The sequence below is a fragment of the Phytopseudomonas daroniae genome, from assembly GCF_004327275.1.
In the GTDB taxonomy this organism is placed as follows: domain Bacteria; phylum Pseudomonadota; class Gammaproteobacteria; order Pseudomonadales; family Pseudomonadaceae; genus Aquipseudomonas; species Aquipseudomonas daroniae.
The window spans coordinates 549,020-561,277 of record NZ_QJUJ01000001.1; the positions used below are offsets into that span (position 1 = coordinate 549,020).

Consider the following 12,258-nt stretch of genomic DNA (forward strand, 5'->3'; position numbering starts at 1 on the left):
CGGTTTCAGTTGACACCCAGGCGACGATGCACGGCACGCAGCAACGTACAGATCCACGGCCAGAGCAAGGCACTGACCAGCGCAGGAAGCACGAACGCCATGGTTGGCGGACGGCTGCCGGTCAGCGCGTTGAGCCACAACTGCACCAGTTGCGCGACGCCGAACACCACCAGCAACACCATGCTCTGCTGCCACATGGGGAACATGCGCAAACGCTGATGCAGGCTCAGCACCAGAAAGGTGATCAGCGTGAGGATCAGCGCGTTCTGCCCCAGCAAGGTGCCGTTGAGCACATCCGCCAGGAGGCCGACGCACCAGGCAGTGGTCATCCCGACGCGATGCGGCACTGCCAGCACCCAGTAGGTGAGAAACAGCGCCAGCCACAGCGGGCGACCGATTTCCATGAAGCGCGGCAGGGTGGAAACACTGAGCAGCAGCGCCAGTGCCATGCTGACCCATATGACCCAGACATTGTTCGAACGAACGGCGATCATTGGCTGGCCTCCTCACCACCGGCGGGAGCCGTGGCCGGATTATCCGTTACAGGCGCGTCAGCAGGTGGTGTATCGGCATCAGGTGTTTCGCCACCGGGCTGCTCGAGAGCCTGGCGATCGACTTCTTCCTGCGCCTCGGCCGACTCGGTGGCGCGCTGCTCCGGCGTTCGCGGGTCGGTGAACACCAGCAGCATGTAACGGGTGCGATTGAGATTGGCGGTCGGTACGGCGCGCACGATGGCGAAGGGCTGACCGGAGTCATGCACCACCTCAGTCACCGTGGCCACTGGATAACCCGCCGGGAAGCGCTGCCCCAGTCCGGAGCTGACCAGCAGATCGCCTTCCTTGATGTCGGCGGTGTCGGCAACATGGCGCAGCTCCAGGCGTTCCGGATTACCCGTGCCGCTGGCGATGGCGCGCAGGCCATTGCGGTTGACCTGTACCGGAATGCTGTGGGTGGTATCGGTGAGCAGCAGTACACGCGAAGTGTAAGGCATCACCTCGACCACCTGCCCCATCAGACCGCGAGCATCGAGCACCGGCTGACCGAGCACCACACCGTCCTTCTCGCCCTTGTCGATGAGAATGCGGTGAGTGAAGGGGTTGGGGTCTATGCCGATCAGTTCGGTGGCCAGCACCTCATCGTCGACCAATGCAGAAGAGTTGAGCAGCTCGCGCAGACGCACGTTCTGCTCGGTCAGCGCAGCCAGCTTCTGCAGGCGGCGCTGCATCATCAACTGCTCGGCCTTGAGCTTCTCGTTCTCGGCCGCCAGCTCACTGCGTGAGCTGAATTCCTGGGTCGCGCTTTCCCACAGGGTTACCGGGAAGCGGCCAAGCCAGTACACCGGCTCGACGATCAGGCCGAGCTGGCTGCGCACCGACTGCAAGGCGGTCATGCGCGCGTCGACGACCATCAGCACAGCCGACAGCACGGCGAACACCAACAGGCGTACACCGAGCGAAGGACCTTTGGCGAATAGCGGCTTTATGGCATTTACCTCGCGGCAGCCTGCCCGGAGCTGCATGCGGCATCCAGGCTGCTGCAGCGGAAGGCGTGCGGCTTATTCGGTGGACAACAGATCCATGGTGTGGCGATCCATCATTTCCAGCGCCTTGCCGCCGCCACGGGCGACGCAGGTCAGCGGGTCTTCGGCAACGATCACCGGCAGGCCGGTTTCCTGGGACAACAGCTTGTCCAGGTCACGCAGCAGCGCGCCGCCACCGGTCAGCACAAGGCCGCGCTCGGCGATATCCGAAGCCAGCTCCGGAGGCGATTGCTCCAGGGCGCTCTTGACCGCCTGAACGATGGTCGCCAGGGATTCCTGCAGAGCCTCGAGCACCTCATTGGAGTTGAGGGTGAAACTGCGCGGCACGCCTTCGGCCAGGTTACGGCCACGGACGTCGACTTCACGCAGCTCGCCACCTGGGTAGGCGGTACCGATTTCCTGCTTGATGCGCTCGGCCGTGGACTCGCCGATCAGGCTGCCGTAGTTGCGGCGCACGTAGGTGATGATGGCTTCGTCGAAACGATCGCCACCAACCCGTACGGATTCGGCGTAAACCACACCGTTCAGGGAGATCAGTGCGATTTCAGTGGTACCGCCACCGATATCGACGACCATCGAACCGCGGGCTTCCTCGACCGGCAGGCCGGCACCGATGGCGGCGGCCATCGGCTCTTCGATCAGGAACACCTCACGGGCACCAGCGCCCAGTGCGGATTCACGAATCGCGCGACGCTCGACCTGAGTCGATTTGCACGGTACGCAGATCAGCACACGCGGCGACGGCTGCAGGAAGCTGTTTTCGTGAACCTTGTTGATGAAGTACTGCAGCATCTTTTCACAGACGCTGAAGTCGGCGATCACGCCATCCTTCATCGGGCGGATGGCGGCGATATTGCCTGGCGTCCGACCGAGCATGCGCTTGGCGTCGGTGCCGACGGCTACAACACTTTTCTGATTGCCATGGGTACGGATGGCGACGACCGACGGCTCGTTCAGGACGATGCCGCGCTCGCGAACATAAATAAGGGTATTGGCAGTGCCCAGGTCAATCGAGAGATCGCTGGAAAACATGCCACGCAGTTTTTTGAACATGGGATAGGGACCCTAGGCAACGCGTGGGTAAAGATACAGCGCAAGAAAACACGCAGGTAAAAAAGTGCGGCAAACTCTAACAACGGCAGGGATTTTGAGCAAGGCACCAATATGTTAGATTGCCTGTTTTTCCGCGGCTTTGAGGCATATTCGTACAATGGTGGTGATAGTGACAAAAACTGTCATGCGCGACCAGCATATGCCCCGAGCCATACAGCGCCGCCTTTGACCGCGGGCCAGACACATCCGTTCCCTGCCCTCCGTGCACGGCACCTGCTCATATTTTCACTGGCGGCCCGATAGCGGCCAGCCTTTATAGGGAGAACCCGATGGCGCTTGAACGCTCCGAGGTGGAAAAGATCGCACACCTGGCCCGACTGGGCTTGAGTGAAGGCGAATTGCCACATACTACCGCAACCCTCAACAGCATCCTCGGCCTGATCGACCGCATGCAAGCGGTCGACACCGACGGCATCGAGCCACTGGCGCATCCGCTGGAAACCACCCAGCGCCTGCGTGCAGACGTGGTCACCGAAGTGAACCAGCGCGAAGCCTACCAGGCTATCGCTCCGGCGGTGGAAAGCGGTCTGTACCTGGTTCCCAAAGTCATCGAGTAAGGAAAGCGCCACGCCATGCATCAATTGACCCTGGCCGAGATCGCCCGCGCACTCGCCGACAAGCAATTCTCCTCCGCCGAGCTGACCCAGACCCTGCTGACTCGCATCGAGCAGCTCGATCCACAGCTCAACAGCTTCATCACCGTCACCGCCGACCTCGCCCTCGAACAGGCCAAGGCTGCCGATGCCCGCCGCTCTGCTGGCGAAAACAATGCCTTGCTCGGCGCGCCGATCGCCCACAAGGATCTGTTCTGCACCCAGGGCGTGCTGACCAGTTGCGGCTCGAAGATCCTCACCGGCTTCAAGGCGCCCTATGACGCCACCGTGGTCGAGAAGCTGGCCAGCGCCGGCACCGTCAGCCTGGGCAAGCTGAATATGGACGAGTTCGCCATGGGCTCGGCCAACGAATCCAGCCACTACGGCCCGGTCAAGAACCCCTGGGATCTGACCCGCGTGCCTGGTGGCTCCTCGGGCGGCTCGGCCGCAGCCGTTGCCGCACGCCTGCTACCGGCTGCCACCGGCACCGACACCGGCGGCTCGATCCGCCAGCCGGCGGCACTGACCAATCTCACCGGCATCAAGCCGACCTACGGCCGCGTCTCGCGCTGGGGCATGATCGCCTATGCTTCCAGCCTCGATCAGGGCGGCCCGCTGGCGCGCACCGCCGAAGACTGCGCCCTGCTGCTCGGCGCCATTGCCGGTTTCGATCCCAAGGATTCGACCAGCGTCGATCAGCCGGTGGACAACTACCTCGCAGCCCTCGCCCAACCCCTGGCCGGCCTGCGTATCGGTCTGCCGAAGGAATACTTCGGCGCGGGTCTCGACGCCCGCATCGGCGAGAAGATCATCGCCGTGGTCGAGGAACTTAAGAAGCTCGGCGCCACCGTCAAGGACATCAGCCTGCCAAACCTGCAGCACGCGATTCCGGCCTATTACGTGATCGCACCGGCCGAAGCCAGCTCCAACCTGTCGCGCTTCGACGGCGTGCGCTTCGGTTATCGCTGCGAGAATCCCAAGGATCTGCAGGATCTGTACAAGCGCTCCCGTGAGGAAGGCTTCGGCGCCGAGGTCAAACGCCGCATCATGGTCGGCACCTACGCGCTGTCCGCCGGCTACTACGACGCCTACTACCTCAAGGCGCAGAAGATCCGCCGCCTGATCAAGAACGACTTCGTCGCGGCCTTCAAGGATGTAGACGTGATTCTCGGCCCAACCACGCCGAACCTGGCCTGGAAGCTTGGCGAGAAGAACGCGGATCCGGTCTCGGCCTACCTGGAAGACATCTACACCATCACCGCCAACCTCGCCGGTATCCCGGGTCTGTCGATGCCTGCGGGCTTCGTCGACGGCCTGCCGGTCGGCGTGCAGTTGCTCGGCAACTACTTCCAGGAAGGCCGCCTGCTGAACGTCGCACACCAGTACCAGCAGGTCAGCGACTGGCATAAACAAGCACCCAAAAGCTTCTAAGTCATGGCGTAGCCATGCAGCCCATCCCCCTCTCCCTACGGGAGAGGGTGGCGCGAAGCGCCGAGTGAGGGCAAAGGCAGCACGCCATACAGGATCGAGGAACACTACAGATGCAATGGGAAACGGTAATCGGGCTCGAGATCCACGCTCAGCTCAGCACCCAATCGAAGATTTTCTCGGCCAGCGCCACCACCTTCGGCGCCGAGCCCAACACCCAGGCCAGCCTGGTCGACCTCGGCATGCCCGGCACCCTGCCGGTGCTCAATGAACAGGCGGTGCGCATGGCCTGCCAGTTCGGCCTGGCCATCGATGCCGAGATCGCCGAGCGCAACGTCTTCGCCCGCAAGAACTACTTCTACCCGGACTTGCCGAAGGGCTACCAGACCAGCCAGATGGATCACCCCATCGTTGGCAAGGGCTTCCTCGACATCACCCTGGAAGACGGCACCGTCAAGCGTATCGGCATCACCCGCGCGCACCTGGAAGAAGACGCCGGCAAGAGCCTGCACGAAGACTTCCAGGGCATGAGCGGCATCGACCTGAACCGTGCGGGCACACCGCTGCTGGAGATCGTCTCCGAGCCGGATATCCGTAGCGCCAAGGAGGCGGTGGCCTACGTCAAGGCGATCCACGCACTGGTGCGTTACCTCGGCATCTGCGACGGCAACATGGCCGAAGGCTCGCTGCGCTGCGACTGCAACGTCTCGGTGCGCCCCAAGGGCCAGGCCGAGTTCGGCACCCGTGCCGAGATCAAGAACGTCAACTCGTTCCGCTTCATCGAGAAAGCCATCAACCATGAAGTGCAGCGCCAGATCGAGCTGATCGAAGACGGCGGCAAGGTGGTGCAGGAAACCCGCCTGTACGACCCGAACAAGGATCAGACCCGTTCCATGCGCAGCAAGGAAGAAGCCAACGACTACCGCTACTTCCCCTGCCCCGATCTGCTGCCGGTAGTGATCGAGCAGAGCTTCCTCGACGAATTGCGCGGCCAGTTGCCTGAGCTGCCGCCGCAGAAGCGCGAACGCTTCGAGAGCCAGTTCGGCCTGTCCACCTACGACGCCAGCGTACTCTCGGCGAGCCGTGAACTGGCCGACTACTTCGAGGTGGTCGAGAAGACCTGCGGCGATGCCAAGCTGTCCGCCAACTGGGTGATGGGCGAACTGTCCAGCCTGCTCAACAAGGACAACCTGGAGATCGACCAGTCGCCGGTTTCCGCCGAGCAGTTGGGCGGCATGATCCTGCGCATCAAGGACAACACCATCAGCGGCAAGATCGCCAAGATGGTCTTCGAAGCCCTGGCTGCCGGCGAAGGCGCGACGGCTGACGAAGTCATCGACAAGAAAGGCCTCAAGCAGGTCACCGACTCCGGTGCCATCGAGAAAATGCTCGACGACGTGCTGGTGGCCAACGCCGAGCAGGTCGAACAGTACCGCGCCAGCGACGAAGCCAAGCGCGGCAAGATGTTCGGCTTCTTCGTCGGCCAGGCCATGAAAGCCTCCAAAGGCAAGGCCAATCCGGGGCAAGTGAACGAACTGCTGAAGAAAAAGCTCGAAGGCTGAGCGATTTGAAAACGCCGGGGATTCCCGGCGTTTTTGTGTCTGGCAGAAGGCCTGCTCATGAGCCCATGCCAGGAACCGGTCGGTGAGGCGCGACAAGGCGTAAGCGGACGGTCGTAGCATGGGTCGGGCGGCGCAGGTGCAACCCATCGACAATTGATGGGTTTCACCCATCCTACGGGCTTCGCGTAGGGTGGATGACGCTTTTTTCATCCACCATTGCGATTGCGGAGCGGTGGACGGGTCGGGCCGCGCAGGTGAAGCGTCGTCCACCCTACGAACGGCCGCTACCGCCTTTTCATGGCCGTAATGAAACATCTGCAGGCAGCGCGTAGCAGGTCGCGAACAGGTTCCAAGAGAGAGAAGTAATGCGTCGATTATCGGTTCTGCTGATCCTGTTCAGCCTGCTCGCTGGCTGTAATGGCCTGCCCTTTGGCGGCGTACCCGGCGATTATCGGGCCGAAGGCAAGGCTTCGTATTACGGCAAGGCACACCATGGCAACAAGACCGCCAGCGGCGAACGCTTCAACCAGAACGACCTGACCGCAGCGCACCGTACCCTGCCCTTCGGCACGCGGGTCAAGGTCACCAACCTGAACAACAACCGTAGCGTGGTGGTGCGCATCAACGACCGCGGCCCCTTCACTCGCGGGCGCATCATCGATGTTTCGCACAAGGCCGCCGAAGCGCTGGACATGATTCGCTCCGGCGTGGTGTCAGTCAGAATCGAAAACCTGAAGTGAGAACAGCCACTAGTGCGTAGGAGCGTCGCCCCGGCGCGAAATGATAGTGATCGTTCCGTGATATCAGCGCTGCCAGAGATATTCGCCGCGAGGTCGCGGCTCCCACAGATATCACAGAATCCGCTCAGATCGCCGGATCCCAGCGCTGCGACCAGTCGGCATCCTGAGCGGCGATCTCGCGCAGCAGCGCGAAGCTCTGCTGCAGGGCCGCCGAATCGCGTTCGCGGGAATAGACCAGATAGGTTGGATAGCTGAACTCAGGCGCCTTGGCCACGCGCTTGAGCACCTTGCTGTCCAGATAGCTCTGCACCACTCGCGTACGGAAATACCCCGAGCCGCCATGTTCGAGGATGTACTGCAGGGCCAGCGGCCCGAGATTGAAGGACACCGGCGCCCTGGCCTTGTCCGGCAAGGCGCGGTCGTGTTGCGCGCGGAAGCTGTCGCCCCAGTCGATGTAAACGTAAGGCTCCGGGTTCGCCGCCTTCACCAGGATCAGCTTCTCTTCGAGGATCTGCTCGACCTGCATGCCCGCCCAATAGGTGGGCTGGTAAACCAGCGCTGCATCCAGCACGCCGAGCTCCAGCTGGCGCAGCAGGCCGGCGCCATCACCGATCTGCGCGCGCACCGCGTAGCCGTCGATGGATTGGCGAATCGCGCTCACCCAGTGCAGCATCAGCGGGTTGCACAGGCTGACTTCGCCGCCAATGTGGATGACGTTGTGATAACCATCCGGCAATGGCAGGTCGCGCTGCGCGGCCTCCCAGGTCTGCTGGATCTGGTTGGCATAAGTGACGAAGGCCTCGCCATCGGCCGTCAGTCGCGCGCCCGCACGGTTACGCACGAACAGCGTGCTGCCGAGGTGGCTTTCGAGCTTCTGGATACGTGCGGTAATGGCCGTCTGGGTGACGTGCATGCGTTCGGCGGCGGCGATGAAGCTGCCACTGCGGACGATTTCCAGAAAGGTGCGGGTAAGGTCGATATCCATCGTCACTGGGCCAGCGTCATGGGTGCTGGCAACTCCTCAAGATTGATCCGGCGCCCAGTGTAAGGGTGTCAGGCCGATCATTCGATGTTTCAGTTGAGACGTGTGAGCAGATCGCGATGCAGCGCCGCCACCAGATCGGTCTGGGTGATCACTCCGACCAGAGCACCGTTATCCAGAACCGGCAAGCAATGCAGGCCCTCGTCCGAGAGCAGCGCGATCAGGTCGACGACATGGGCATCGACCTCCACCGACTGCACGGGCGAACTCATCAACTCGCCAAGTACCTGCTTCTTTTCCAGACCGAGCATCGCGCGCAGGTTGAAGCTGTTGGAACGTACGGCGCTGACCAGATCCACCAGGCTGACGATGCCGACCAGTTGCTTGTCCCTGTCGAGAATCGGCAACGCCTTGAGCTGATGATGAGTGAGCAGGTACAGGCCCTTGGCAACGGGAGTTTCGGGTGTGGCGTAGACCAGATCGCGGGACATCATCTGCCCAGCGCGAATGTCACCCATGCTGCGGCGCAGGGCATGCTTCTCGGTGCTGCGCACGATCAGCTCAAGATCCTCACGGGTGATATCGACGAAGGAGCCCAGTTCGTCCAGCGCGTGATCGAGGTCATCGGTATTGATCCCTGTTCGTTCGCTGGGCAGTGGATCATGGGTGTGGTGCAGGGTGATCGAGCCCGGATGCGGACGTGGGTAAGGCACCCGCGTCAGGTTGTTGTAGAGCAGGGCGCAGGCCATCAGTGCAACACCGGCGGTCATGGCCGCCAGTGCCGGTTGCCAGACGGGGTCGCCCGGCAGCGGTGTGGCGAACACCATGCAAAAGGCGATGGCGCCACCCGGCGGATGCAGGCAGCGCAACGGGCACATCAGCAGCAGGCTCAGGCCAAGCGCCAAGGCGGCGCCCACCAGGCTGTGGTCGATAAAATGACTGACCGTCAGCGCGACCGCGCAGGCACACAGATAACTGCCGAGAATCGACCAGGGCTGCGCCAGCGCACCCGAGGAGACGGCGAACAGCAACACGGCCGAAGCCGCCAGGGGGCCGGAAAAATGCACCGCCATGTGCAGGCCGAACAGTTGGCTGCACACCCAGGTACTGAACAGAAAGCCCGTAGCGGCGCCGAGCGCGGCACGGCTCCATTCACGGGGGCGGGTATGCAGGGCGTCAGGCAGGAAGGCAGACAGCCATTGAGAAAAATACGCTGGGGACTTCATCGATATCGTCAAAAAGAAGCGAGCCTTTCAAACGAAAGGCTCGCTGGGTACCGCCAATGGCGGCCGACAGGAGTATCCATCCTTGGATAATGTAATCGTCTGTTTGCGTCCGCCTCAGCAGAGAAACCGATTCGGACAAATGGAGTGTGACGAACGACGACAACTTCATCAAACGAATAATAATGAAGGATATATAAGGTTTTTTTGATATTAAAGGAGCAGTTTCAAGCCTCAGAGCCTGTTCATGATCTTTGTGTACCTGGGAACCCGTACCCCTATGGATCGACGGCAATAAGGCGGGAGCAGCCGGTCGGTGACCCGCGTTGAACCATGGATCACGGCCTTCGGCCCCGGATTACGCCTGCGGCTAATCCAGGCTACGTTCTACAGCCCGTAGGATGGGTGAAACCCATCAATTTCCGATGGGTTTCACCCATCCTACGACCGTCCGCTTACGCCACTTTGCTGTCATTGCATATGGGGGTTCGTCGAAAGATCATGAACAGGTTCTCAGGGGTAGCTGAAGCTTTTCACCAGCGTCAGCTCGCCCGGAGTGCGCATCGGTACAAGGAAGCTTTCCTGCTTTTCGTCGACCGTACCCTCCTCGCTGATCACCGTGATCTGCCCGGTGGTGAGAATCTGCTGAGCGGAGCTCTCGCCATCCTCGTTATAGCTGTAACCGCCGCCGTAGTAATTGACGTAAACCAGATACTGGCCCTTGAGCGGTGTCGGGGTGGCGATCATTTCCGGGCCGTAGCCGGTGGTCACGTCGACATCCAGGGCGGCGCCGTTGGCCAGGGAGCGACCGCCGTACCAGACGTGGCCGCCATCGGGTGTCACCAGGTGCAGGTCGAGATCGGTGTTGTCGCTATCCCATGACAGCACCACACGCAGGCGCGCCGGGGTTTCGCCGCCGCCACTGTTGTAGAACTGCACGCGGCGGCGCTGCCCGCCATCCGGGCTGCGCACCTCGACGTTGTTGCTGCCCGCGGAGAACACGAAGGGCCGGTCGAAGCTGCCGTCCTCGGCGATCTTCAGCGGCATGCTGACACCGTTGACCACCAGCCGACCCGGCGCCTTGCCGCCCTTCTCCAGCGTGCTGATCGCGCCCTTGATCCGTGCGGTCTCGGCCTGATTGGCGGCGCTGTTGACCGATGAGGCCGGGTAATTGACCTGCTGCATGAAGCGCGCGCCGTCGGCGCCACCCTCACGCCAGCCGCTGCGTGGTGTGTCGAGTTGCACATCGGCCAGCGCCGACAACGGCAGCAGGGCCAGAGAGGCAAGCAGGGGGATCATCGGAGTCATGCTGTCATTCCAGTAACAGGGTGCGGGCGAGACCTTCGACATAGGTCTCGTCCTGTCCATTGGGGTGGGCGGCAAACGCCAGGTGCAGGTATTCGTGGGTCAGGTCGAGGCGATCCTGCAGGGAAAAGAAGCCGCGCACGTAAATGCGCTGGCGCTCGCGATCCACATAGGGCCGGCCGGACGCCAACTGGCACACGGCGAACTGCTGGATTTCCTCGTAGCCGGGCTCGGCATCCAGGCGCTGGCGCCAGTCGCGGCGTTGCTTGCGCAGCCACTGCTCGGCCGCAGGCAGCGGCTGACAGGCAACCACGGGTTTGTCCCAGCGGCTCAGCGTGGCGCGCGGGAAGGCGCGCGCCAGGATGGCGTCGTAACGCAGACCGGTACCCGCCTGCTCGATCGCTTGCGACCAGGCCAGACGATCGGGGCCGGGCTGGTTGCTGTGATAAGTGACAGCTGTACCGGCCAGTACCAGATCGGCCGTCCACGCGGCGATATCCCGTGCCCCCTGGCTGGCCGGACGCGGTGCCACCCGCTGGTTGACGCTGCTGTCGTCGATGGTCAGGCATTCGCCACGACGCCCGGCGTTCTGCAGCAGGTAGGTGCGGATGCTCACCGCCAGCGCCTTGGCTGCTTCAGCCGGTTGCGCCGAGGCTTCGCGATCCAGCACGCGGGCGACATAGTCCTCACGCGGCAGATGTGCCGTGAGCTGCAGCCCCTCGCCCACTCGCTCCAGAAAGAGCTCGCCGCTACTTTCGATAGGCAGACGATTGCCATTGCTGAACTCGACCTCGTACTGGCCGTTCAGAGCCCCCGGCTCCACCGGTTTCTCACTGCCTGCACGGCGCAACTGGCGTACCGGGTAGCGAGCGAACAAACGCACTTCCACGCAACGACCGGCATCGCTCGGCCAAGGCGTCGGCAACACCTCACCGAGCATCTCGGCATGCTGTTTGAGCACCATCATGCTGGTGCCCGAACCACCAGCCCACAGCGGCGTGCCATCGACCAGCCAACCAGCGAAACCACCCTGGCGCGCCTGGGGATCGCCATCAGCCAGCCAGCTCCAGGTCTTCACCCGCAGGCGTCCGCCCAGGGCACTCGCCGCCATGCCCTCGGCGCTGTTCAGGGTCACGTCCAGCAAGACCTTGCGCGCTTCCTGCTGCGCAGGCAGGTGAGCGAGCTGGTCGAGCAGTTGATGAACCGGCACAGGGGTCTGCGGCGCCAGTTGCTGACGGTCGGCGATCCATAGCGGTGCCTGACGAGCCTGCCAGTAATGCGACCAATCGCTGTTATCCAACTGCAGATTGCTCTGCTCGAAGTACAGACCGCAGGACTGCACCAGGGCGCGATCACGCTCGATACGCTCGCCTGGATCGCAGCAGTACACCTCATCCTTGTTCTGGCCGCGACACTGATAGCCGGCGTCCGGCTGTTTGTTGTCTACCAGATAGGCATAGACGAACAGCTTCCACAAACTGCCCAGTGGGGCCTGCAATGTGTCGGGCAATGGCTCGCGGCCAATCACCCGCTGCCGATCCAGACGCAACAGCTCGTTGCCGCCAGCCGTTTGCCAGGCCAGCGACAGCGGCGCCTCGGTTGCGGTTGCCAGCCCCGAGAAAGCGGACAGCAGCGCCAGCGAAGCGAAGATGAAGCGCTTAGCAGGCCGTTGAAAAACGTGAGCGAGGCAGCCAGCGCAATACCGATGGCGGCCCCGCAAAAACAGGCGAAAAAGCGACCGGGGTCGCGCTCGACTGTACGAGTAGTACATG

Annotated in this window: 11 protein-coding genes; 4 read left to right on the top strand and 7 right to left on the bottom strand. The window is 62.5% G+C overall.

Annotation, left to right across the window (positions count from 1 at the left end; all coding sequences use genetic code 11):
* Positions 1–5: 5 nt before the first annotated feature.
* The 3 genes from mreD to mreB are packed head-to-tail and all read right to left on the bottom strand — an operon-like array spanning position 6 to position 2,593.
* A complete protein-coding gene (mreD, locus tag DNK10_RS02695; protein ID WP_131178695.1) occupies positions 6–494 on the bottom strand; it encodes a rod shape-determining protein MreD in 489 nt (162 codons plus the stop codon).
* On the bottom strand, positions 491–1,519 hold the full coding sequence (gene mreC, locus DNK10_RS02700; RefSeq protein ID WP_242674618.1) for a rod shape-determining protein MreC: 1,029 nt from the start codon (positions 1,517–1,519) through the stop codon (positions 491–493). Before mreC ends, mreD begins: the two co-directional genes overlap by 4 nt.
* Positions 1,520–1,555: 36 nt before the next feature.
* Positions 1,556–2,593, bottom strand: a complete 1,038-nt coding sequence (mreB, locus tag DNK10_RS02705) for a rod shape-determining protein MreB (protein WP_042554791.1) — start codon at positions 2,591–2,593, stop codon at positions 1,556–1,558.
* A 329-nt stretch (positions 2,594–2,922) separates the two neighbouring features.
* Here mreB and gatC point away from each other — a divergent pair, with 329 nt between their 5' ends.
* The 4 genes from gatC to DNK10_RS02725 all read left to right on the top strand — a co-directional run bounded on the left by gatC (position 2,923) and on the right by DNK10_RS02725 (position 6,976).
* Entirely contained in the window at positions 2,923–3,210 is a 288-nt protein-coding gene (gene gatC / locus DNK10_RS02710; protein ID WP_131178694.1) for an Asp-tRNA(Asn)/Glu-tRNA(Gln) amidotransferase subunit GatC, read from the top strand.
* 15 nt (positions 3,211–3,225) lie between these two features.
* Positions 3,226–4,677 carry an Asp-tRNA(Asn)/Glu-tRNA(Gln) amidotransferase subunit GatA gene (gatA, locus tag DNK10_RS02715; protein WP_131190476.1) on the top strand — a complete coding sequence of 484 codons (1,452 nt, stop codon included), beginning with the start codon at positions 3,226–3,228 and terminating at the stop codon, positions 4,675–4,677.
* 110 nt (positions 4,678–4,787) lie between these two features.
* Positions 4,788–6,236, top strand: coding sequence for an Asp-tRNA(Asn)/Glu-tRNA(Gln) amidotransferase subunit GatB (gatB, locus tag DNK10_RS02720; RefSeq protein ID WP_131190477.1), 1,449 nt, complete (start codon positions 4,788–4,790; stop codon positions 6,234–6,236).
* A 365-nt stretch (positions 6,237–6,601) separates the two neighbouring features.
* Complete coding sequence (locus DNK10_RS02725; protein ID WP_131178691.1) at positions 6,602–6,976, top strand: septal ring lytic transglycosylase RlpA family protein; 375 nt, start codon at positions 6,602–6,604, stop codon at positions 6,974–6,976.
* Positions 6,977–7,100: 124 nt separating this feature from the next.
* Here DNK10_RS02725 and DNK10_RS02730 read toward each other — a convergent pair whose 3' ends face one another.
* From DNK10_RS02730 to DNK10_RS02745, 4 genes are all read right to left on the bottom strand, one after another.
* Positions 7,101–7,961 carry a LysR family transcriptional regulator gene (locus tag DNK10_RS02730; protein ID WP_131178690.1) on the bottom strand — a complete coding sequence of 287 codons (861 nt, stop codon included), beginning with the start codon at positions 7,959–7,961 and terminating at the stop codon, positions 7,101–7,103.
* 89 nt (positions 7,962–8,050) lie between these two features.
* The gene (locus DNK10_RS02735) at positions 8,051–9,184 is read right to left on the bottom strand and encodes an HPP family protein (protein ID WP_131190478.1); all 1,134 of its coding nucleotides are present in this window, start codon (positions 9,182–9,184) and stop codon (positions 8,051–8,053) included.
* Positions 9,185–9,694: 510 nt separating this feature from the next.
* Positions 9,695–10,489, bottom strand: coding sequence for a YfaP family protein (locus DNK10_RS02740; protein ID WP_423228043.1), 795 nt, complete (start codon positions 10,487–10,489; stop codon positions 9,695–9,697).
* Positions 10,490–10,493: 4 nt separating this feature from the next.
* Entirely contained in the window at positions 10,494–12,137 is a 1,644-nt protein-coding gene (locus DNK10_RS02745) for a DUF2300 domain-containing protein (RefSeq protein ID WP_244216203.1), read from the bottom strand.
* Positions 12,138–12,258 lie beyond the last annotated feature (121 nt).

Coding starts and splice junctions, on each gene's coding strand:
- gatB (WP_131190477.1), top strand. CDS start 4,788: ATGCAATGGGAAACGGTAATCGGGCTCGAGATCCACGCTCAGCTCAGC.
- mreC (WP_242674618.1), bottom strand. CDS start 1,519: ATGCAGCTCCGGGCAGGCTGCCGCGAGGTAAATGCCATAAAGCCGCTA.
- DNK10_RS02735 (WP_131190478.1), bottom strand. CDS start 9,184: ATGAAGTCCCCAGCGTATTTTTCTCAATGGCTGTCTGCCTTCCTGCCT.
- gatA (WP_131190476.1), top strand. CDS start 3,226: ATGCATCAATTGACCCTGGCCGAGATCGCCCGCGCACTCGCCGACAAG.
- mreD (WP_131178695.1), bottom strand. CDS start 494: ATGATCGCCGTTCGTTCGAACAATGTCTGGGTCATATGGGTCAGCATG.
- DNK10_RS02740 (WP_423228043.1), bottom strand. CDS start 10,489: ATGACTCCGATGATCCCCCTGCTTGCCTCTCTGGCCCTGCTGCCGTTG.
- DNK10_RS02725 (WP_131178691.1), top strand. CDS start 6,602: ATGCGTCGATTATCGGTTCTGCTGATCCTGTTCAGCCTGCTCGCTGGC.
- DNK10_RS02730 (WP_131178690.1), bottom strand. CDS start 7,961: ATGGATATCGACCTTACCCGCACCTTTCTGGAAATCGTCCGCAGTGGC.
- gatC (WP_131178694.1), top strand. CDS start 2,923: ATGGCGCTTGAACGCTCCGAGGTGGAAAAGATCGCACACCTGGCCCGA.
- mreB (WP_042554791.1), bottom strand. CDS start 2,593: ATGTTCAAAAAACTGCGTGGCATGTTTTCCAGCGATCTCTCGATTGAC.